Source organism: Flavobacterium cheonhonense (genome assembly GCF_035671315.1).
GTDB lineage: Bacteria > Bacteroidota > Bacteroidia > Flavobacteriales > Flavobacteriaceae > Flavobacterium > Flavobacterium cheonhonense.
Genome location: NZ_JAXAVY010000003.1, coordinates 57,634 through 80,606, shown reverse-complemented (window position 1 = coordinate 80,606; position 22,973 = coordinate 57,634). Strand labels below are relative to the sequence as shown.

General features: G+C 40.3%; 20 protein-coding genes. 13 read left to right on the top strand and 7 right to left on the bottom strand.

Annotation, left to right across the window (positions count from 1 at the left end):
* Nucleotides 1-163 precede the first annotated feature (163 nt).
* From SK086_RS08965 to SK086_RS08945, 5 genes are all read left to right on the top strand, one after another.
* Nucleotides 164-733 (top strand): cob(I)yrinic acid a,c-diamide adenosyltransferase, encoded by a 570-nt coding sequence (locus SK086_RS08965; RefSeq protein WP_290876683.1) that lies wholly within the window; start codon nt 164-166, stop codon nt 731-733.
* 152 nt (nt 734-885) lie between these two features.
* Nucleotides 886-1,107 carry a DUF2795 domain-containing protein gene (locus SK086_RS08960; RefSeq protein WP_002986941.1) on the top strand — a complete coding sequence of 74 codons (222 nt, stop codon included), beginning with the start codon at nt 886-888 and terminating at the stop codon, nt 1,105-1,107.
* 149 nt (nt 1,108-1,256) lie between these two features.
* On the top strand, nt 1,257-4,601 hold the full coding sequence (secA, locus tag SK086_RS08955) for a preprotein translocase subunit SecA (RefSeq protein ID WP_324691066.1): 3,345 nt from the start codon (nt 1,257-1,259) through the stop codon (nt 4,599-4,601).
* A gap of 87 nt (nt 4,602-4,688) precedes the next feature.
* Nucleotides 4,689-5,279: an outer membrane beta-barrel protein gene (locus SK086_RS08950; protein ID WP_324691065.1), complete on the top strand. Its 591-nt coding sequence runs from the start codon at nt 4,689-4,691 to the stop codon at nt 5,277-5,279.
* Between the two features lie 2 nt (nt 5,280-5,281).
* On the top strand, nt 5,282-5,863 hold the full coding sequence (locus SK086_RS08945) for a hypothetical protein (protein ID WP_324691063.1): 582 nt from the start codon (nt 5,282-5,284) through the stop codon (nt 5,861-5,863).
* Here SK086_RS08945 and SK086_RS08940 read toward each other — a convergent pair.
* From SK086_RS08940 to SK086_RS08930, 3 genes are all read right to left on the bottom strand, one after another.
* Nucleotides 5,858-7,261 carry an FAD-binding oxidoreductase gene (locus SK086_RS08940; RefSeq protein ID WP_324691061.1) on the bottom strand — a complete coding sequence of 468 codons (1,404 nt, stop codon included), beginning with the start codon at nt 7,259-7,261 and terminating at the stop codon, nt 5,858-5,860. The two genes, SK086_RS08945 and SK086_RS08940, sit on opposite strands and share 6 nt — an antisense overlap.
* 73 nt (nt 7,262-7,334) lie before the next feature.
* Nucleotides 7,335-8,552 (bottom strand): MFS transporter, encoded by a 1,218-nt coding sequence (locus tag SK086_RS08935; protein ID WP_324691060.1) that lies wholly within the window; start codon nt 8,550-8,552, stop codon nt 7,335-7,337.
* A gap of 1 nt (nt 8,553) precedes the next feature.
* Nucleotides 8,554-9,465: an AEC family transporter gene (locus tag SK086_RS08930; protein ID WP_324691058.1), complete on the bottom strand. Its 912-nt coding sequence runs from the start codon at nt 9,463-9,465 to the stop codon at nt 8,554-8,556.
* Nucleotides 9,466-9,606: 141 nt separating this feature from the next.
* Between SK086_RS08930 and meaB the strand changes: the two genes are divergently transcribed.
* From meaB to SK086_RS08915, 3 genes are all read left to right on the top strand, one after another.
* On the top strand, nt 9,607-10,692 hold the full coding sequence (gene meaB / locus SK086_RS08925; RefSeq protein WP_324691056.1) for a methylmalonyl Co-A mutase-associated GTPase MeaB: 1,086 nt from the start codon (nt 9,607-9,609) through the stop codon (nt 10,690-10,692).
* A gap of 390 nt (nt 10,693-11,082) precedes the next feature.
* The gene (locus SK086_RS08920; protein WP_324691054.1) at nt 11,083-12,417 is read left to right on the top strand and encodes a sensor histidine kinase; all 1,335 of its coding nucleotides are present in this window, start codon (nt 11,083-11,085) and stop codon (nt 12,415-12,417) included.
* The gene (locus SK086_RS08915) at nt 12,407-13,051 is read left to right on the top strand and encodes a response regulator transcription factor (RefSeq protein WP_290874971.1); all 645 of its coding nucleotides are present in this window, start codon (nt 12,407-12,409) and stop codon (nt 13,049-13,051) included. Before SK086_RS08920 ends, SK086_RS08915 begins: the two co-directional genes overlap by 11 nt.
* A gap of 3 nt (nt 13,052-13,054) precedes the next feature.
* Here SK086_RS08915 and SK086_RS08910 read toward each other — a convergent pair whose 3' ends face one another.
* Genes SK086_RS08910 through SK086_RS08900 form a run of 3 tightly spaced genes read right to left on the bottom strand, consistent with a single transcriptional unit; the run spans nt 13,055 to nt 15,589 of the window.
* Nucleotides 13,055-13,282, bottom strand: coding sequence for a hypothetical protein (locus tag SK086_RS08910; protein ID WP_290874973.1), 228 nt, complete (start codon nt 13,280-13,282; stop codon nt 13,055-13,057).
* 20 nt (nt 13,283-13,302) lie between these two features.
* Nucleotides 13,303-14,679 (bottom strand): MATE family efflux transporter, encoded by a 1,377-nt coding sequence (locus tag SK086_RS08905; protein WP_324691051.1) that lies wholly within the window; start codon nt 14,677-14,679, stop codon nt 13,303-13,305.
* 34 nt (nt 14,680-14,713) lie between these two features.
* On the bottom strand, nt 14,714-15,589 hold the full coding sequence (locus SK086_RS08900) for a PPK2 family polyphosphate kinase (protein ID WP_324691049.1): 876 nt from the start codon (nt 15,587-15,589) through the stop codon (nt 14,714-14,716).
* Between the two features lie 161 nt (nt 15,590-15,750).
* Here SK086_RS08900 and SK086_RS08895 point away from each other — a divergent pair, with 161 nt between their 5' ends.
* The 5 genes from SK086_RS08895 (at nt 15,751) to SK086_RS08875 (ending at nt 21,106) form a co-directional block, all read left to right on the top strand.
* On the top strand, nt 15,751-16,575 hold the full coding sequence (locus SK086_RS08895; protein WP_324691048.1) for a DUF6929 family protein: 825 nt from the start codon (nt 15,751-15,753) through the stop codon (nt 16,573-16,575).
* 147 nt (nt 16,576-16,722) lie between these two features.
* Complete coding sequence (locus SK086_RS08890) at nt 16,723-17,223, top strand: RNA polymerase sigma factor (protein ID WP_324691047.1); 501 nt, start codon at nt 16,723-16,725, stop codon at nt 17,221-17,223.
* Nucleotides 17,224-17,225: 2 nt separating this feature from the next.
* A complete protein-coding gene (locus SK086_RS08885) occupies nt 17,226-18,098 on the top strand; it encodes a hypothetical protein (protein ID WP_324691045.1) in 873 nt (290 codons plus the stop codon).
* Between the two features lie 29 nt (nt 18,099-18,127).
* Nucleotides 18,128-20,275, top strand: coding sequence for a vWA domain-containing protein (locus SK086_RS08880; protein ID WP_324691043.1), 2,148 nt, complete (start codon nt 18,128-18,130; stop codon nt 20,273-20,275).
* Nucleotides 20,276-20,401: 126 nt separating this feature from the next.
* Nucleotides 20,402-21,106, top strand: a complete 705-nt coding sequence (locus SK086_RS08875; RefSeq protein ID WP_324691041.1) for an SIMPL domain-containing protein — start codon at nt 20,402-20,404, stop codon at nt 21,104-21,106.
* A gap of 87 nt (nt 21,107-21,193) precedes the next feature.
* Here SK086_RS08875 and SK086_RS08870 read toward each other — a convergent pair whose 3' ends face one another.
* The gene (locus SK086_RS08870; RefSeq protein WP_290874987.1) at nt 21,194-22,828 is read right to left on the bottom strand and encodes an ABC-F family ATP-binding cassette domain-containing protein; all 1,635 of its coding nucleotides are present in this window, start codon (nt 22,826-22,828) and stop codon (nt 21,194-21,196) included.
* Nucleotides 22,829-22,973 lie beyond the last annotated feature (145 nt).

Sequence of the window (22,973 nt, the reverse complement as noted above, 5' to 3'; positions counted from 1 at the left end):
CGTCCGTTTTCCTGCTGTCCGAGTTGCGCGGCAACTACTCCCATCAGGGCTATTTAGGAATCTATTTGCCTTTTTGTCAATATAAAACTCAGCATCTAAGTCACTAAGCACCTTTAAAAAAAACTCAGTACCTTAGCGCCTCAGTACCTTAGCACCTATAACTATGAAAGTCTACACTAAAACCGGCGACACCGGAACCACTGCGCTTTTTGGCGGTACCCGTGTGCCAAAACACCATATTCGCATCGAAAGCTACGGCACCGTCGACGAACTCAACTCACATATCGGCTTAATCCGCGACCAAGACATCAATGTTTTATACAAAAACGTATTAATTGAAGTGCAAGACCGACTCTTTACCGTAGGCGCCATTTTGGCCACACCACCGGAAAAAGAAGTATTGAAAAACGGACAACCGCGCTTAAATATCAACCGTATTTCCGAAGAAGATATCGCGTTTTTAGAAAACGAAATTGACATCATGGACACCGCTTTGCCACCTATGACACACTTTGTCTTACCGGGCGGTCATACCACCGTGTCATATTGTCACATTGCGCGCTGTGTCTGCCGTAGAGCGGAACGTTTAGCTGTACATTTACACGAATTAGAGCCTACCGACGAACAGGTTATTAAGTACTTAAACCGACTTTCTGACTACCTTTTTGTCTTGGCACGGAAGTTGTCATTTGACCTGCAAGCCGAGGAAGTAAAATGGATTCCGCGCAAATAAAAAGTAACTGTTTCAAGTGGTCCAATTCTGTAAACTGAGACTGAGACTGTATACTGATAAAAACGTTCTTACACTTACTTAAAAATAAATCAAAAAAAACTTGACTTTTTCAGTATAAAATTTATTTTTGCATAAACTAAAATCGACAGAAGATGTATTGGACATTAGAATTGGCATCCTATTTAAGTGATGCACCTTGGCCAGCTACCAAAGATGAACTTATCGACTATGCTATACGAACAGGAGCTCCGCTAGAAGTAGTAGAGAATTTGCAATCGATAGAAGATGAGGGCGAAATTTACGAATCGATGGAAGAAATTTGGCCGGATTATCCAACCGACGAAGATTACCTTTGGAACGAGGATGAATATTAAAAAAATAACAATCACAACCATGAAAAAAGTCCGATTAGGGCTTTTTTTTTGTTTAAATTTGCACACTCTAAAAGTTAGAAGAATACGGTAAAAATTCAACTACTGACACAACCGCACTGCTAACCATCATTAAAATAAACAAACCCAATATGAGTTTAATTAACAGCATACTTAAAGTTTTTGTAGGCGACAAATCACAAAAAGACGTCAAAGCCACTCAACCTTACATTAATAAAATCAAAGCCTTAGAACCTGTTTTGGCGGCTTTGTCACACGATGAATTAAGAGCCAAAACAGCCGAATTCAAAGCTAAAATCAAAGAGGCACGTGCCAAACAAGACGCCGAAATCGAAGCTAAAAAAGCTGAAGCCGAAAACACTACCGACATCGATAAAAGAGAAGATATTTACAACGCCATCGATGCTTTAGAAAAAGAGGCTTACCAAATCTCCGAAAAAGTACTCGAAGAAATTCTACCGGAAGCCTTTGCTGTGGTAAAAGAAACAGCGCGTCGTTTTAAAGAAAACAGTAACATCACAGTTACTGCGACACCAAAAGACAGAGAGCTTTCCGCTACGAAATCCTACATCACTTTAGACGGTGAAAATGCCGTTTGGGCTAATACATGGAACGCCGCCGGTAAGGAAATAACTTGGGACATGATTCACTACGACGTACAGTTAATTGGTGGTATCGTATTACACCAAGGTAAAATTGCCGAAATGCAAACCGGGGAAGGGAAAACCTTGGTAGCAACTTTGCCTTTATACTTAAACGCCTTAACCGGAAACGGTGTACACTTGGTAACCGTAAACGACTATTTGGCGAAACGTGACAGTACTTGGAAAGCACCATTGTTCGAGTTCCACGGATTGACGGTAGACTGTATCGACAACCACTCGCCTAACTCAGATGCTCGTAGAAAAGCCTACGAGGCAGATATCACTTACGGAACCAACAATGAATTCGGTTTCGATTACCTGCGCGATAATATGGCGCATTCTCCGGAAGATTTGGTGCAAAGAAAACACAACTATGCTATCGTGGACGAGGTCGATTCGGTATTGATTGACGACGCGAGAACACCATTAATCATCTCCGGTCCGGTTCCTGATGGTGATCGTCATGAGTTTAATGAACTCAAACCGAAAATCGAAAACTTATACAACTTACAACGCCAATTGGCCAACGGATTCTTAACCGAAGCCAAACGTTTGATTAAAGAAGGCAACAACAAAGATGGCGGTTTCCAATTGTTAAGAGCCTATCGTGCTTTACCTAAAAATAAAGCCTTGATTAAGTTTTTAAGTGAAGAAGGTATCAAGCAATTGCTTCAAAAAACCGAAAACGAATACATGCAAGACAACAACCGCAGAATGCCGGAAGTTGATGAAGCCATGTATTTTGTGATTGAAGAAAAAAACAACCAAGTAGAATTAACCGACAACGGTATCAAATTTTTATCCAAAGATACTTCGGAAGATTTCTTCGTATTGCCGGATATCGGAACTGAAATTGCCAATATCGAAAAACAAAATCTTGAAAAAGACAAAGAAGCGGAAGCCAAAGAAAGATTGTTCCAGGATTTTGGTGTAAAATCAGAAAGAATTCACACCCTTACCCAATTGCTTAAAGCGTATACTTTGTTTGAAAAAGACGTGGAATACGTTATCATGGACAACAAAATCCTTATCGTTGACGAGCAAACCGGACGTATCATGGACGGTCGTCGTTACTCCGACGGATTGCACCAAGCTATCGAAGCCAAAGAGCAAGTGACCATTGAAGCAGCCACCCAAACTTTTGCTACGATTACGTTGCAAAACTACTTCCGTATGTACAGCAAGTTATCGGGTATGACCGGAACTGCCGTAACGGAAGCCGGTGAGTTTTGGGAAATTTACAAATTAGACGTAGTAGAAATTCCAACCAACAGAGGTATTTCTCGTAAAGATAAAGAAGACTTAATCTACCGTTCCGTACGTGAAAAATTCAACGCCGTTATCGAAGATGTAACCCAATTGTCACAATCCGGTCGTCCGGTGTTGATTGGTACTACTTCGGTAGAAATTTCGGAATTGTTGAGCCGTATGTTGAAAATGCGTGGTGTTGCACACAACGTATTGAACGCGAAAATGCACAAAAAAGAAGCAGAAATCGTAGCCGAAGCGGGTAAACCGGGCGTAGTAACCATCGCCACCAACATGGCCGGTCGTGGTACGGATATCAAACTAACGCCGGAAGTAAAAGCCGCCGGAGGTTTGGCTATCATAGGTACAGAGCGTCACGATTCTCGTCGCGTTGACCGTCAGTTGCGCGGTCGTGCCGGTCGTCAGGGAGATCCGGGAAGTTCACAATTCTATGTGTCTTTGGAAGACAACTTGATGCGTTTGTTCGGTTCGGAAAGAGTCGCCAAAATCATGGACCGTATGGGATTGAAAGAAGGTGAAGTGATTCAGCATTCTATGATGACCAAATCCATCGAACGCGCTCAGAAAAAAGTAGAAGAAAACAACTTCGGTACGCGTAAACGTTTGTTGGAATACGACGACGTAATGAATGCGCAACGTGAAGTGGTTTACAAACGTCGCCGTCACGCTCTGTTCGGAGAACGTTTGAAATTGGATATCGCTAACATGATGTACGACACTTGTGAGGTAATCGTTGGCGATAACAAAGCGCGCAACGATTTCAAGAATTTTGAATTCGAATTGATTCGCTACTTCTCGATTACTTCTCCGGTAACACAAGCTGAGTTTGAAAAACTTTCCGAAATGGAAATCACCGGAAAAGTGTACAAAGCAGCCTCAACCTATTACACTGAAAAAACCGAAAGAAGTGCTCGCGAAGCCTTCCCAATTATAGCCGACGTGTACCAAAGAGAAGGCAATACGTTTGAGCGAATTGTAGTGCCGTTTTCTGATGGAATCAAATCCTTGAACGTAGTAACCGACTTGAAAAAAGCCTACGAATCCAACGGAGCGCAATTGGTAGCCGATTTTGAGAAAAACATCACCTTAGCCATCGTAGACGAAGCTTGGAAAAAGCACTTGCGTAAAATGGATGAGTTGAAAACTTCGGTACAATTAGCCGTTCACGAGCAAAAAGATCCGTTGTTGATTTACAAATTAGAAGCTTTCAAATTGTTCCGTAACATGCTAGACGGCGTGAACAAAGAAGTGATTTCGTTCTTATTCAAAGGCGATTTACCGCAGCAAAACCAGAACATTCAAGAAGCGCGTCAGGTTCGTGAAAAACAAAACTACACGGAAAGCAAAGACGAAATCGAGAGCAGCGAAAGTGCTAATCGCGAGGCCGGTCAAACGCAACAACGTCCGCAAGTAACTGAAACCATTGTTAGAGAAACACCAAAAATCAATCGCAATGACAATGTTACTATCAAACACGTAATGAGCGGTAAAACCGAAACCATGAAATACAAAAAAGCCGAAGGCATGTTAGCCACCGGCGAATGGGTTTTGGTTAATGAATAAATAATATTAAACCTTTACAAATAACAATCCTCAACAGTTACTACTGTTGGGGATTTTTTATACATTTGAAAATACACAAAGAACATTATGAAACTTAAAGTACTGTCATTATTTTTATTATTAAGTGCTACGGCATTCGGACAAACCTCAAAATTCAGCGTTGAAGTCGCTTATCCTATTCCGGTTGATAACAATTTTTTAGGTGAAAATTATCAAGGAATAGCCGATTTAGGATTGAAATACAAAATCAAGAATTTAGAAGTAATCAATATCGGAGTTTCAGTCAACGGATCGATGTTTACCTATAATGACACTAAATTTTTTCCGCTGGCTGATGAAAATTTGAGTTTTAAAACCACTTTATACATGATTCAGCCAAGGGCGTTTGCCGAACTTAATTTAAAAAAAGTGACTAAAATTCATCCTATGGTTGGTATTGGTTATACCATTTTACAAGCCAAAACCACGTTTGATTCCCAAACGGAAATATCCGATTACAACAGTTCCCAAAGTGGTTTAAATTTCACTATCGGACTTTCTTATGATGTATTTACTAAGTTTTATGTGTTTGGTAATTATGAATATATTTCTCTTAGTAATGTTGATGCTGATGTCCCTAAAACCACCTATAACACTAAAATTAACCTTGTTAAGTTAGGCCTTGGTTTAAGATTTTAACTATGAAACTAAAACACCTTTCAATCCTATTCTTTTTTGTAGTTGTCAACGCCTATTCACAAAGTGCAACAACTTTAAAATCGGCTATGCAACAACTTTACGAAGCCAATTATTTAATGGATTTTGAGACCATAGCGCAATTGTCTTATCCCAATATGGTGGAAAAAACCGGAAAAGAAGCCTTCCTGGAACAAACCGAACAATTTTACGAAAATGATACCTATAGACAGCGTTATCAATTGCAGACAGTGCCTTTCCAATTCGGACCGATAACAAAAATTGGAAACCAATGGTTTTGCGTGGTTACTGTTCGGATCCCGAAACGGTATTTCTTTGAAGCAAAACTAAGCGAGGAAAAAGCATTAGAGAAAAAGACTTGGCTACAAGAAATGAACCAAACCAAAGACGTGACTTTCGAACCGAACCGCAATAGTTTTAACGTCAAAATGATAGCTACTTTCATAGCCGTATACAATGAAAACACTAACGGCAATTGGCGCTTTTTCAATTTTGATTTTACAGAACAAAAAACCACATTCGAGCAGTTGTTTGACGAAACTGTGATCAAACAGTTGAAACTATAATTCATCCGGAAATATCTTCCCGGGATTCAATACATTGTTTGGATCGAAAACCCTTTTGATGCTTTCCATCAATTCCAGATGCGTTCGGGTAAAGGCAATATCCATAAAATTCTTTTGCACATAACCAATACCGTGTTCACCGGACAAAGTGCCTTTTAAAGAAACAGTCAGTTCAAATATTTCGCGGATACCGATAGGCACTTGAGTTTTCCAATGGTCATCGGTCATATCACCTTTAATGATATTCACGTGTAAATTCCCATCGCCGGCGTGGCCGTAGCAAACCGATTGAAAACCGTACTTCGCTCCTATCTTTTTTATGCCACTCAGTAATTCAGGTAACATATATCTTGGAACAACCGTATCTTCTTCTTTGTAAACCGAATTCGATTTTACTGCTTCCGCTACCGAACGACGCAATTTCCACAACGCATTTTTTTGGTCTTCAGTGTCGGCAAACAAGACTTCATCGATTTCAAATTGCTCCACTACCGTCATGATTTTTTCGGCTTCCAGCATCAAAATTTCCGGATAATTGCCATCGACTTCAATCAGCAAATGCGCCTGAACATTTTCGTTTACACTAACATTGATATTATCATGGTATTTTAATGTCCAATCGATGGCATCGCGCTCCATAAATTCTAAAGCACTCGGTACTATGCCCGCTCTGAAAATAGCCGAAACGGCTTCGCAAGCTTCGTGGGCTTTGTAAAATGGCACCAACATCAACACATTATGACTGTTTTGGGGCAAAAGTTTCAACACTGCTTTAGTGATAACGCCCAAAGTACCTTCGCTGCCTACCATGAGTTGCGTTAGGTTGTATCCGGTAGAGTTTTTCAAGGTATTGGCGCCGGTCCAAATGATTTCGCCATTAGGTAAAACAACCTCTAAATTCAACACATAATCTTTGGTCACTCCGTACTTCACCGCTCGAGCGCCACCGGAATTTTCGGCGATGTTACCACCTATCCAACAACTGCCCATACTGCTCGGGTCGACCGGATAAAACAAGCCCTTCTCGGCCACAGCTTCTCGCAATACTTGGGTAATTACGGCTGGTTCAACGGTGACTTGCAGATTTAACTCATCAATATCAATGATTTTGTTGAGACGTTCGGTCGACAAGCCGATGCCTTCGTAAATACTCAAAGCACCGCCGCTCAAACCGGTTCTCGCGCCTATCGGTGTAGTGGGAATTTTATAATCGTTGGCGACTTTAAGCACCGCTGCAATTTCCCGGGCATTGGCCGGTTTAACGACTACATTAGGCGGAAACACGTAGTCTTCGGTTTCATCGTGACCGTAATGGTTACGGGTTTCTATATCTGTAAAAATATAATTCTCGCCTACTATGGCGGTGAGTTTCTGAATAATTTCGGGTTGAAGTGACATGGTATACAATTGAGAAGTAAATATAATTTATTTCACAGAGATACACAAAGAAGTAGAGAGATTCACAGAGAAATCAAAGTGTCTTTTTGCTTTTCAGATTAGGCAGAAAATAACAAATAATGCCAATTAGAGGCAAGAAAGAACACACATGATAGACGTATTGAATAGAAGTGGCGTCGGCCAAATTACCAAGCAAAGCCGAACCCAAAGCGCCCATACCAAAAGCAAAACCATAGAATAAGCCCGAAACCATGCCCAGCTTTTTAGGCAACAGTTCTTGGGCATAGACTAAAATGGCCGGGAAAGCCGAGGAAATGATAATACCTATAACCACCATCAACACATCGGTCCAAAATAAATTCACATAAGGCAACAACAAGGCAAAGGGCGCCGCACCGAAAACCGAAAGCCAAATCACATACTTGCGTCCGATTTTATCGCCTAAAGGTCCGCCCAAAATGGTGCCGACAGCATACGCTATGAGGTAAATAAACATATGGAATTGGGCCTCTTTGATGGACAAGTGAAACTTATCGATGATGTAAAAAGTGTAGTAAGAAGACAAACTGGCCGAATAGAAAAACTTGGAAAAAATCACGATTAACAAAATGGCAATCGACACTTGAACTTTACGTTTGGGCAGGTTGTGTAAGTTGATAAACGGCTGCACTTTGTTTTTTCGGTACACCAAATGATCGCGGTACCAAAAGGCAATTTTGCTGATGATGGCCAAGCCAATCATAGCGGCTATGATAAACCAAAGGATGTGCATTTGTCCGTGCGGAACCACTATTAAAGCCACGAGTAACGGCCCTAAAGCGGTGCCGAAATTACCGCCGACTTGGAAAATCGATTGCGCCAAACCACGTTTCCCACCGGAGGCTAAATTAGAGATGCGTGCCGATTCGGGGTGGAAAATCGAGGAACCGGTGCCGATGAAAACTACAGAAAGTAAAATCCAGTAAAAATTATCGGCAAAAGACAGTGAAACGATACCGGCTAAGGAAAACAACATCCCGTAAATTTGGGAGAACGGTTTCGGATGTTTGTCGGTATAATAACCAACAAGCGGTTGGAAAATAGAAGCTGAGAATTGAAACGCAAACGTAATCAAACCGATTTGGGAAAAAGAAAGATTGTACTTTTCTTTTAAAATGGGATAGACCGACGGAATGATAGCCTGAATCAAATCGTTGAGCAAATGGGCAAAACTGATGGCAAATAAGATAGAGTAAACCGTTTTTTGGGCTAACTCTTTATTTTTGGTTGAAACATTTACGATGGAATCCATTTTAAAAACTAATTAAAAGATAATACCAGAAAGCGAGTGACAGGAACGACAAAGGAATGCCGACGCCTACCATCATGCTGCTGAGTTTGGGTTTGAGTCCGTAGTTAGAAGCCAAAATAGCTCCGGTAATCATAGGTGCCATGGCCGATTCTAAGATAGAAGCGTCTACCGTTATGCCTTTACCTCCCAAGATAATTCGGTACAATACAAAGAAAAAAGCCGGCGTAAGGAATAGCTTGAAAAACAATCCGAGGCTCAAGAATTTCCAATGGCGACTGTGACGGTCAATTTTAAGCTGTAATCCTACAGAGACTAAGGCCACCGGAGTAACTGTGGCACCCAATTTCATGAAAACACTTTGAATATTATTGTGAAAATCGAAGTGCAAAACATTCATCACACAAGCCAAGACAAAGGCAATAAAAGGCGGAAAGAAAATGATTTTTTTAAGGATGTCACTCCCTTTTGAAGCGCCTTTGGCAAATATTCCGGCGGTAATGATACCCAAAGTGGCCATCACTACAAAAGAACCCGGTTGGTCAACAATAATCGCAGTTTTAAGCCCTTCTTCCCCATACAACGCTTGAATAATGGGAAAGCCTACAAAAGAAGTATTACCTAAACCGGCAGTAATGATGAGACAGCCGATTAAGCGATTGGACCAGCCCATTTTTTTTCCTAAGGTGTAGAAAAAAGCAAAAGACAGTAAAAAACCAATCCATGCAATTCCCAATGGATAGAGCAAATCGGTGGTAACTGAAACTTTAGGAATATAGTACAACGCCAAAGCCGGCAAAGCCACATAAATAACAAATTGGTTTAGGGCCAGATATCCGTTTTTAGGAAAAGACGCAACACTTTGAAGGGCTAAACCCATAATCAAACTCAGAAAAACTAAAAGAATGTTGTCCATTCAGCCGTTGGAATTATTTTGCAAAGGAACGGCAAAAAAAGGAAAACCATTCTAATCAATCGCTAAAGGTTTCTTAAAAAATGATTCGGGAAGTTTATCCCACATTTTTTATTTTACTAATTTTACCCAAACGATTTTCCTTTGAAAGAACAAGACAACCCAAAAAGCGCCTTACACGAGAAAGACGGCATTCCGCAACCGGAGAGCTTCAGTGTCTCGGCTATGGCTAAGGTGTTGACTAGCCGAAAAGTACAACCTAGTGCGGAAGAATTGGTAAAAGGCATTTTGTCCGGAAACATTTCGGCTTTGAGTCGCGCCATTACTTTAGTGGAAAGCACAAATCCTTCGCATTTAGCCAAAGCCAACGACATCATTTCGGCTTGTTTGCCACACGCTAATCAATCGGTTCGCATTGGGATAACCGGTGTTCCGGGTGTTGGAAAGAGTACTTTTATTGAAGTGTTTGGCAAATACCTCACCGGTTTAGGAAAAAAAGTGGCTGTTTTGGCTGTTGACCCGAGCAGTTCTATTTCGCACGGCAGTATTCTGGGCGATAAAACCCGTATGGAGGAATTGGTTAAAGATCCGAATGCTTTTATTAGACCGAGTGCTTCGGGTGAGACTTTAGGCGGTGTGGCGCGAAAAACACGAGAAACGATAATACTTTGCGAAGCCGCCGGGTTTGACACCATCATCATTGAAACGGTTGGTGTTGGGCAAAGTGAAACCGCAGTACACAGTATGGTGGATTTCTTTTTACTGCTTAAAATTGCCGGTGCCGGCGATGAATTACAAGGCATCAAACGTGGCATTATGGAAATGGCGGATGCTATCGTAATTAATAAAGCCGATGGCGATAATGTTGCTAAGGCAAAATTGGCTAAAACCGAATTTAACAGAGCTTTGCATTTGTTTCCCGCTAAAAGTTCAGGGTGGATTCCGACCGTTACTACCTGCAGTGCTTATGAAAAAACCGGAATTGACAACGTATGGCAAATTATATCAGACTATTTTGCATTAGTGAAAGGCAATAAATATTTTGAAGAAAAACGACAAAGCCAAAGCCAGTATTGGATGATGGAAACCATTAATGAGCAATTGAAAAATCATTTCTACCAACATCCGGAAATTGCAGCACTTTTGGAGCAAAACAAAAAAGCCGTGGAAGAAAATCAATTATCACCTTTTGCTGCGGCGATGCAATTGTTAGCAAAATACTTTAAGTAATTCAAAACCATTTGGTGTAAAAATTAAAAGCCACGGAGAGAACTCCATGGCTTTAAATGACAACTCAAATAACCACAATATCTAGTTGCAATTCTTTTAGTAATACCCTGAATAATAATTACCTTTCTGGACAATGATAAAAATGTAGGGTCTCACAAATTATCTTGACTAACATTACAAAGATGCACGAATATCGGGAATAAAAATCTAGGTAATCAACCCTTTTTATTATGTTTGTTTAACCCTAAAAATACCGTTGTTTAACGGATAAAAAAAAGTGTTACTGAAGATTGAATCTAAAAAAGTAATTGTTTCTTTATGTTTGCGTAACATTGAAGTGAATCAGCGCTCATTTAACACTAACAATTTACAGCTTAAGGACAGCAAACTATGCTCAAAGATGACATTTTTTTTATTGAACTTTGCTTTTTTACCATCGGTTTTTTAAGCTTGGCAGGTGTCATTACACTTTTTTTAAACACCTATTTTTCCTCTCGAATTTACAAGTTTTACGGCGCTTATTTGTTGGTTATTGTAGCCTTTGTTATACTGGTATATGTTAAAAACACAGGCGAATACCCTAAAGAATCCGGTTTGAGGATGATCCTGAATTTGATTGCAGATTTGTTACAAATACTGAGTCACTTCTTTTTCTGCAGTTTTGTGTATCATGCCATGGTTATGGAAGACCGTCAATTTAAAAAACTAAACAAGGCCTATGTCGTTTTCCAAATTTTTACAGTGGTTTACATCATTGTACTGGCGCTGTTTCCCATCTTTGTCAGCAAAGATTTTATCTATTTCTTAATTACACGTGTGTTTATTTTTGTGTTGTCGATGGTGTTTTATTATCATTTGTTCAAAAACTTAGATAAAATTTTCTTTCGCTTTTTGTTTGCTGCCGTAAGTTTTGTGTTCTTAAGTGGTTTCCTTGCTTTGTGGGACAGTATAAGCAGTAACGGGTTTAGTAAATATACCGGTTTCGATTACTTATGCTATGGGTATTTTTTGGAAAATCTTTGTTTTGTAGGCGCCTTGATTTATAAATATTTCAGTATCGAAAAGGAAAAAGAAGTCATTGCTCTAGCACACAAACAAGAATTATTATCCACCCAAAAAGAAATCCAAAAAGAAACAATTGAGCACATTGGTCGGGAAATACATGATAACATCGGACAGAAACTTACTTTAGCCAGTTTGTATACCCAGCAATTGGAATTTGAAAACAAAGCACCGCAAATCAATACCACTATTGAAAACATCAGCAATATCATCAACGAATCGATAGCTGAGTTACGAGAACTATCAAAATCACTTATTGATAACGCCATCGATACCAACACCTTAAGTCAGTTGATTGACAAAGAATGTGAGAAGATAAAACTGCTTAACAAGTGTGCTATTGCATATACAAGCAATACTTCAACGGCAAATTTAAAATACCAAGAAAAGTCTATTCTGATTCGAATCATACAAGAATTCATCAACAACAGTATCAAACATTCCAAATGCCAAAATATTTATGTGTCGCTCATGACCGATAAAAACACGATTCTCTTATCTTTGAAGGACGATGGCATCGGGTTTGACCCTAAATCCATCTCGGCCGGACAAGGCATTGCCAACATGAAAAAAAGAGCAGCTATTATCAAAGCTAAAATAGAATTCAAAAGCACTGAAAACAGCGGTACCCAACTCCTAATTCGATTACCATATGGGCAGTAAAAAAACCATAGCCATTGTTGATGATCACATCCTGATTGCGCAAGCTATCAAAGGAATTATAGCCAATTTTGAAGATTTTGAAACCATTTGCGAATGCGAGAACGGTCAGGAATTAATCGATAAAATAAACACTTATAATGTTTTACCCGACATTGTATTGCTCGACATCAGTATGCCGGTGATGGACGGTTTCCAAACTGCCGATTGGTTACAAAAAAACCATCCCGAAGTTTTGGTGATGGTACTAAGCATGCAAAACGACGAACAAAGCGTCATCAAAATGGTTAAAAACGGGGCCAAAAGTTATTTATTGAAAAACTCCCATCCGCGCGAATTAGAATCCGCCTTACTCAAACTGGTCGAAAATGGCTTTTACTATCCGGAATGGGCTTCCAAAATCATCTTTTCGAGCATCAACAAAACTTCAAATGAAGCCTTATCCAAACTGACCGACAGAGAAAAGGAATTCCTAAAATACACCATCACCGAGAAAAGCTATAAAGAAATAGCCGAACTGATGTTTTGCAGTCCGAGAACGGTAGAAAGTTACCGAGACAATCTCTTCGAAAAATTAAATTTGAAAACCCGAGTAGGCTTAGCAGTATATGCGATTAAAAACGGTTACGATCAGTAAAATTTACTCTTCGTAAGCCTCCATTTCTTTGTCGTAGAATTCTCCGGCCAAAGTAATTAAATGCTCCATTTCACTTTCCAATTCGGTTTGATCTTCGTCTTCCAAATCTTCCAAGAACTCCACTTCATCATCTTTTAAATTGATGATAAAACGAGGGAAATCAAGGTGAATAACAAATATATCATCCGGGAAATCGGAGTTGTCTGCGAGTACGAATTTTGGTAATTCCATGTTGAATTATAAATTTTAAGTTATGAGTTTTGCCTCAACAACTTCTTAGTTAAATAATGAAAGCGAAGGTACAAAAATAATGCAGCCGCTGTTAATCCGCCCAATAATCCTATCCAAACGCCTTCGGCACCTAAATTAGTTTTCAGACCTAAGTAATACGAAATCGGGAAACCCACTATCCAATAGGCCACAAAGGTAATATACATCGGTACTTTAACGTCTTGTAAACCACGCAAAGCACCCAGCACTACGACTTGAATACCATCGGAAATTTGAAAAACAGCCGCCACCAAAAGCAATTTAGCTGCTATAGCAATTACTTCCGCATTGTCTAACAATTGCATTTTATTGTCCATGTTGAGAAACAAATAAGGCAAAATTTGGTGCAAAGCCACAAACATCAGTGCAAATATGATTTCAATAATGATAGCCAATAAAAAGATGGAACGCCCAACAACTATCAGCTGTTTGTAATCGCCTAATCCTTTTTGGTTACTAATGCGTATCATAGATACCACACTCAATCCCATGGCAAACATAAAAGTCATCGAAGCCAAACTCAACGCAATTTGATTGGCGGCCTGACTCGTTTTACCGATACTTCCGCAAAGCCAAATAGCTGCGGTGAACAACACCACTTCAAACAACATTTGCATGGCCGAAGGCAAGCCTAAACTGACAATTTTTGAAATCGTAGCTTTCTTGATTTGGTCGAAACTGAAATTTTGAAAATACGGCTTAAGGGCTGCTTTTCGAGATAAGATAAAATGCATAAAAACCACCATCGCAATTCGGGAAATCACCGTTCCCAAAGCCGCACCTATGATGCCCATTTTGGGGAAAAACCAAATCCCGTATATCAAAAGGTAGTTGATAATTACGTGCAAGATATTGGCCATGATAATGGCGTACATCGAAACTTTAGTCATCGACAAACCATCGGCAAATTGCTTGTAACCCTGATAAATAATTAATGGCACTAACGAAAATGCGACCCATGTCAGAAACGGTTTGGCCAAAGCAATCACTTCTTTAGGTTGGTGCAACCACTCCATAATCGGCTGTGCCAAAACCACCAAGCCAAAAAGCATAAAACCCAAAATGGTACACAGCAATAAGCCGTGGTGAAAAGCCGAACGAATTTTACCCGTGTCTTTTTCTGCATCGGCTTCGGCTACTATAGGTGTAATTGCCGTAGAAAATCCGATACCGATAGACATCGCTACAAAAATCAAACTGTTGCCTAAGGAAACGGCAGCCAATTCGGTACTACCCAATTTGCCCACCATGATATTATCAACAATCCCAATCAACGTATGTCCAACCATACCCAAAATCACCGGGTAAGCCAGTTGCATATTGTATCGGAATTCTTTGGTGTATTGGGCTAAGTTCACTTTGCAATTTTTGAGTGGGCAAAGATATAACGTTTTATCCTTTCAATTGCTCGCGATACACGTCAATATTAGCTTTTACTTTCGGATCCAATTCAGGTTCCGTAATATCGGTGAGCGACTCCAATTTTTCCCAAATGGTTTGCGCCACTATGAAACGCGCCACGCCTTTGTCATCCGCCGGAACCACATACCAAGGTGCGTAATCGGTATTGGTGTTGTTAATGGCTTCTTCGTAGTACGCCATGTAATCATCCCATCGCTCGCGTTCTTTCAAATCACCGGTCGAAAACTTCCAATTGTCCTCCGGATTCTCCAAGCGTTTCAACAAGCGAAGTCGTTGCTCCTCTTTACTCATATGAAAATAAAACTTCAAAATCGTCGTGCCGTTTTGCGCAATGTGCTTTTCAAAATTATTGATTTGCTCCATACGATTCGCCCAAAACTGGGGTGTAATGTCTTCTACTTTTTCAATACCGGGCAAATTTTCGAATAAAATATATTCCGGATGCACGCGTGTCACCAACACGTTTTCATAATGCGTTCGGTTGAACACCGCAAACTTTCCTTTCTCTGGCAACGCCAAATAATGACGCCACAAATAATCGTGCTCCAACTCGGTCGAATTGGGCGTTTTAAAACTGTGAATCACCACGCCACGCGGATTGAATTCCTTGAACACTTCGCGAATCAAACTGTCCTTCCCGCTGGTATCCATACCTTGCAAACAAATCAAAAACGCATGCCGATTGTGCGCATACATCGCATCTTGCTTCTTGCTGAGCTTCATTTGCACCTTATCCAAAGCCAAAGTTTCTTCTTCTTTATCGGTGTCAGTAGCCAATCGGGTTGGGATTTTCGACAAATCGACTTTGCCTTTTACTCTAAAATCTTCGGGAGTGATGTTTTTCATACCTTCAATGTTTATATTTGTAGGAGCTGTTTCCCGCTTTCCGCTATATCTTTTTTGTTTTCTGCCTCAACCAATGTCACACTGAGCTTGTCGAAGTGCTTCAAGGCAGAAAACAAAAAAGGATGCCGCTGCAATCGGGGCTAATAACTTACTGCTAACATATGGAAAAATTTCAACTTACCCTATTATTTAAAATCATTGGTATTGGTTCGGCTTCCGGATTGGTGTATCACGACGAAAAACTTTACCTCATTTCCGACAACAGTACTTTTCTGTATGAATATTCGATTCCGACTGAAAAACTGAACAAAATCGCTCTCGTCGAAAACGCCCAAGACAATATCGCCAAAAAAGACAAACCCGATTTTGAAGCCATCGCCTTAAAAGGAAATGATTTAGTAGTATTAGGTTCAGGCTCTACCCAAAACCGAAATAAAGTGGTGAAATACGATATGAATTCCAAAAAGATTCAGGAGCGGAATTTTGAGAAAATGTATGAAAAAATCAAAAGCCAACTCCATATTTCAGCCGATGAACTCAATATTGAAGGTTTGATTGTGACTACCGAAACCATTTATTTCTTTCAACGCGGTAACGGAACCAACGGCAAAAACGGGATCATCTATGCCAATGACGATGCCGAAAACCAAGTGTTCCAATTTGTCCCTTTCGATTTACCTAAAATCAAAAACATTCCCACTACTTTCACCGATGCCGTTTTGGTCAACGACACTATTTATTTTTTAGCTTCTGCCGAAGATACCACCTCAACGTATTTGGATGGCGAAGTTTTAGGTAGTATCATCGGTACTATCGACTTAAAAACCATGAAACTGACCGGTTCAGTCCAAATCAGCGAGACAAATAAGTTCGAGGGCTTAACGCTATACAAACAATCCGAAAACGAAATCGAATTCCTCCTTTGCGAAGACACGGATAGTGAACTATTAGAATCCAATATTTATAAATTAGTGATAAGGGATTAGGGAAAAGGGAAAAGTACTTATGCCATATCCGTTGCTACTTTTTTTATTTTTTTCAATCTCGTCCCAACCTTTTTCTAAAATCCATGCTCTTTACTCATAAAGACACCCATAGTGATAAACGAAACACTCATAGCAGCCTGTAAAAAAATGCAACGCGATGCGCAGCGGGAAGTGTATACTTATATGTCGCCCAAGCTGTATCGCACTTGCAAACGGTATTTAAAAAAGGAAGAGGAAATTGAAGAAGTACTGGCCGATGCTTTTTACACCATCTTTACCAAACTCGATCAATTAAAGGAAGTTGGCGCCTTTGAAGCTTGGGCTCGAAAAATTACAGTCAACCAATGTTTACTGCAATTAAAACGCAACGTGAACTTTAATTTGTATTTAGAGGAAACGTCGTTCAGCATCCAACCGCAAAGTGCGCAGGAAACGCCATTGGAAGAAGAAGATTTGCTCAACTTGCTCAACTTAATTCCCGAAGGTTGTAAAACCATTTTCAATTTGTTTGTCATTGAAGGGTACGGTCACAAAGAAATCGCCCTAATGCTGAACATTTCGGAAGGCACATCAAAATCACAGTTGAATGCTGCCAAAACCAAGTTGAAAGATTTAGTCAACAACCTGTATTATCAAAAAGCAAAGTAGTCATGGAAAATCAAGATATTTTTAACCAATTCAAAAAAGCCGCCGAGAACGCCGAGTCGCCCGAATTCGCTTCGATGGAACAAGTTTGGTCGCGCGTGGAAGCCAAACTCGACCAAAAAGAGTTGAAGCAAGAAACAACACTTTGGAAAAAATGGGCCATCGCGGCTTCGCTCTTACTCATCGGAACTTTAGGGTATCAATTTCTGAAAAAGGATTCGCAAGTTGTAAATAGTAATGAAATCATAGTACAAAAAGATTCGGTTCCGCAAAACAATTCAGTGGTAAATGAAGCGATAACTTCCCAGGAAACAGCACATCCGGCTATAAAACAAGAAGCCGATAAAATCTTAGAAAAGCAAATCGTTTCGGCACCGAAAGTCGCCACCGCAGAAACCGTATCAATGCCAAACCACTTTGACAGTGATAGTATTTCCAAAGGCTTTGTAGTTCCTGCTGTGGCAGCGAGAAATCATGTACCACAAAGTGCCGCTATGTATGATGAGGCCAAAACGATGGAAGTCTTTATCGACAAAGACAACAAAGTTTCCAATGCTAAAAAGGAAAAACCTTTGCTGGTGTACAACAATAAAGTAGAAAACAAACAAACGGTAAAAGAAGTCGAAATGGACGATATCGAATCCATCGTAGAACTTCCCGATCCGCTCTACATTATTAACGGTGTAGAATACACAGAACAAGAATTATTCGGGCCCAACCCAACCAGTCCTTATACACCGCTAAGTGAACAAGAAATCGACTCCATTACTGTACTGCAGCAGGAAAAAGCGATGGCCGCTTACGGACAAAAAGGCAAAAAAGGCGTAGTCATCATCTCCACCAAAAACGGAAAACCGGCTGCCAAAAAACGCCAATAAATTAGTCTAATCTTTTAAAATTCAACGTCATGAAAAATTTCAAAAAGTTTTCATTAGGCATCGCTATGCTTATTAGTTTCCTAACCTTTGGCCAAGACCCGAGCGCAAGCGAATCGGCGAAGCAAAAAACCATTACCGGAACCGTATCCGATAAAACTGGCCCATTACCGGGCGCCAATGTAGTAGTAAAAGGCACCTCAACCGGAACCCAAACGAATTTTGACGGTAAATACACTATCAAAGCTTCAGAAGGACAAACTTTAGAATTCAGTTATGTGGGCTTTGGTACGAAACAAGTTAAAGTAACTAAATCCAATGTTATTAATGTGGTTTTAGATGAAGCGGTTACCTTGAGTGAAGTGGTGATGGTGAGTCAGGGCTATTCAAGAGAAAAAGCGGTAAGCTATTCTCTATCACAAACATTTCACGGACAAACATCGGGAGTAAGCATAGCCCACAACAAAGGAAAGCCCGGAGCGGCTGGCGTAGTGATTCGTGGAGCAAAATCATTGCACAACAATAACAATCCCGTTTATATTGTAGACGGCGTTCCTGTAAAAGAAGAAGACTTTAAAAAACTGAATCAACAAGACATCAGCACCGTTAGTGTACTTAAAGACGCTGCTGCCACTTCACTTTACGGCAACAGAGCTGCGAATGGCGCTGTAATCGTTCAAACCAAAAACGGTATTACACAAAATTTGTCTAAGTCAGAATTGCAAAAACGAATCAAAGAAATCGACAAAACTACTACACCTATCGCCATTGAACCAGAAAATGAAGACTACAACAGCTTTGTAGAAAACGCTTTTGAAAGTCCGAAATCGGCGCCACTCTCTACTTTTTCTATCGATGTTGACAATGCTTCCTACACCAATGTGCGACGCTATATCAATAATGGTCAATCGGTACCAAAAGATGCGGTTCGCGTGGAAGAAATGATCAACTTTTTCAAATACCAATACCCGCAACCTACCGGGCAACATCCGTTTTCTATCCATACCGAATACAGCGATTGTCCATGGAATAAGACTAACAAATTGGTGCGCATCGGCTTGCAAGGCAAAGACATTCCAACCGATAATTTACCGAAATCCAATTTGGTATTTCTGATAGATGTGTCCGGTTCCATGAGTGATGTCAACAAACTGCCATTACTGAAAGAATCGATGAAAGTACTGGTAAACCAATTGAGAGACGAAGACAAAATTGCGATGGTCGTTTATGCCGGAGCGGCCGGATTGGTATTACCGCCAACCTCGGGCAAAGACAAAAAAACCATCATTGACGCTTTAGAAAAATTAGAATCCGGCGGCAGTACAGCCGGTGGCGCAGGTATTGAATTGGCCTATAAAACTGCTCAGGAAAATTTCATCAAAGATGGCAACAACCGTGTAATCTTGGCTACCGACGGCGATTTTAACGTAGGTGCTTCTTCCGATAAAGACATGCAAACTTTGATTGAAGAAAAAAGAAAATCGGGTGTATTCCTAACTTGCTTAGGCTACGGCATGGGCAATTACAAAGACAGCAAATTGGAAACCTTGGCCGACAAAGGCAACGGCAATTACGCTTACATCGACAACATTCAGGAAGCCAATCGCTTTTTGGGCAAAGAATTCAAAGGCTCTATGTTTGCCATTGCCAAAGATGTGAAAATTCAGATCGAGTTCAATCCGGCGCATGTAAAAGCCTACCGATTGATTGGCTATGAAAACCGAAAATTGCGTCCGGAAGATTTTAAAAACGATGCGATAGATGCCGGAGAATTGGGCAGTGGTCATACGGTTACGGCTTTGTATGAAATCATTCCAGCGGATGTTAAAAGCGACTTTTTTACCGAAATCGACGAATTAAAATACGCCAAAGTGGAACCAAGCAAAACGCAATTTCAGGACGAATTGGCAACTATCAAATTTCGTTACAAAAAACCGGATGGCGCCAAAAGCATTGAAATGGTGGAAGTTATTGCCAACAAAGTTTCTGCATTAAACCAGACTTCTGCCGGATTCAAATTCAGCACAGCAGTCGCTTGGTTCGGATTGAAATTGAGAGACTCGCAATTGGTTACCGATAAATCTTCAGCCGCCATTGCGCAATTAGCCCGCGAAGGTTTGGCTTACGACCAAGATGGCTACAAAGCGGAGTTCATTCGTTTAGTTGAAGCCGTACAATAAAAAAGTTGGGTGTTTTTTGGGGTGATGATGAAACCCTGTCGGATGCACAACGGCAGGGTTTTGAAACCCAAACATACTATTTCCGACAAAAAATCGTTTCCTTTTAAATCAATCTCTCATACAAACATGAAAAAAATCATTTTATTACTGGTTGTCTTTAGTAGCGCTTTACTACACAGTCAAGAGAAAAACTTTATCGACAAACCTTATTTGGAAGTACAAGGCAAAGCCGATACTTTGGTTACACCCAATCGCATTTACATTGATGTACTGATTTCCGAGAAAGACACCAAAGGCAAAAAATCGGTGGAAGAATTGGAAAGCGAAATGCTTAGCAAACTCAAATCACTTGGCATTGATACCGAGAAAAACGTGTCGATGCAAGACATGATGAGCAACTACAAAAAGTTTTTCCTCAAACAAACCGACATCCAAAAAGCCAAGTCGTATTCGATTTTAGTGTATGATGCTAAATCGACCGCAAAAGTGTTTATCGGCTTGGAAGAAGTAGGCATTTCCAATGTTCGAATCGACAAATTGGAACATTCCGAAGAAGCCAAACTCCAATTGCTCATGAATACCAAAGCGATGGAAAATGCGAAAGCCAATGCTATCAGTTTTACCAAGCCATTGGGACAAAATATTGGAAAAGCATTGTTTGTTAGTCAGAATAAAAACGTTGCCTACCGTGGAAATGCCAATCAAATTAGAATTCGAGGATATGCCTCTGAAAGAAAATATGACGCTCAAAGTGACAAATACAATACTGAAATCGAATTCGAAAAAATTACTGTTACAAGTGAAGTTATCACGCGCTTCTCCTTAGAATAATAAATTGTGGTTATTTGTTCATGCAAAAACCCGCCTGGTTCATCGAACCGGACGGGTTTTGTTTATTTTATCTCTGTGCAAGTAAAACTACTTCTCAATTTCCTTCAAACTCTCCATTTTCTTGTGTGCCAAGAATCCTTTGATGTCTTCAAAATGTTCTTTCACTCGTTTGTTGCCGAATTCGAATACTTTCTCCGCCAAACCGTCTAAGAAATCACGGTCGTGCGATACTAAGATTAACGTTCCGTCAAACTCTTTCAAGGCTTCTTTAATGATGTCTTTGGTCTTCATATCCAAGTGATTTGAAGGCTCATCGAGAATCAACAAGTTGACCGGTTCCAACAATAATTTAATCATCGCCAAACGCGTTTTTTCGCCACCGGAAAGCACTTTGACTTTCTTCTGAATATCATCGCCTTGGAACATAAAAGCACCCAAGAGATTTTTGATTTGAGTACGAATATCGCCTACTGCAATCGCATCGATGGTTTCAAAAATGGTAGCATTTTCGTCTAACAAAGCGGCTTGGTTTTGGGCAAAATACCCAATCTGACAGTTGTGTCCAATTTCCACCGAACCACCGTTGATTTCGATTTCTTTCATAATCGCCTTAATCATGGTCGATTTTCCTTCCCCGTTTTTCCCGACAAAGGCTACTTTCTGACCGCGCTCAATGACCATATTGGCGTCTTTAAAAATGACTTTATCGCCATACGATTTCTCCAAATCGCGCACAATAACCGGATATTGCCCGGAACGTACCGAAGGCGGAAACTTCAACTTCAACGCAGAATTATCTATTTCGTCTACCTCAACCAAGACTAATTTCTCCAACATGCGAACACGCGATTGCACTTGCTCGGTTTTGGAAAATGTCCCACGGAAACGTTCGATAAACGCTTGGTTTTCGGCTATGAATTTTTGTTGCTCTTCGTAGGCTTTTTGTTGGTGAATGCGTCGGTCTTTGCGCAATTCCAAATAATGAGAATACTTGGCTTTGTAATCGTAAATGCGACCCATCGTTACTTCTATGGTACGATTGGTAATGTTATCTACAAACGCACGGTCGTGGGAAATGACCATAACCGCTTTGGCTTGATTGATTAAGAAATCTTCCAACCACTGAATACTGTCCATGTCCAAGTGATTCGTCGGCTCATCCAGCAAAATCAAATCGGGTTGCTTTAATAAAATTTTAGCCAACTCTATACGCATGCGCCAACCACCGGAAAACTCAGAAGTAGGACGCTGAAAGTCGTCTCTTTCAAAACCTAAGCCTTTCAACACTTTCTCTACTTCGGCTTCGTAATTGACTTCTTCTATGGAATAATATTTTTCACTCAGTTCAGAAACGCGTTCAATCAACTTCATATACTCATCGCTTTCGTAATCGGTGCGAATGGTTAATTGTTCATTGATTTCGTCGATTTCGGCTTTCATTTTAAACACTTCCGCAAAAGCTTTCGACGCTTCTTCCATCACGGTACAATTGTCGTCCATCAACAAATGCTGCGGCAAATAAGCGATAACGGCTTCTTTGGGCGCTGAAATATTTCCTCTGGTAGGTTTGTTTTGTCCGGCAACAATTTTAAGTAAGGTTGATTTTCCGGCGCCGTTTTTACCCATCAAGGCAATTTTATCGGTTTCGTTGATGGCGAAAGTTACCTCGCTAAACAAAGTGGTACCGCCAAACTCGACGGCTATGTCGTTAACTGTAATCATTTAGATTTTTAGATTATTAGATTTTAAGACTTCTCAGCAATTTGAAGCGGCAAAGATAGTTTAATTAGGTAATTTGAAAATGTAAGCCTTTGAAAATTTGAAAATGAAAGATGCTTTTAGGCAGGACAGAAACCATAATTTAATA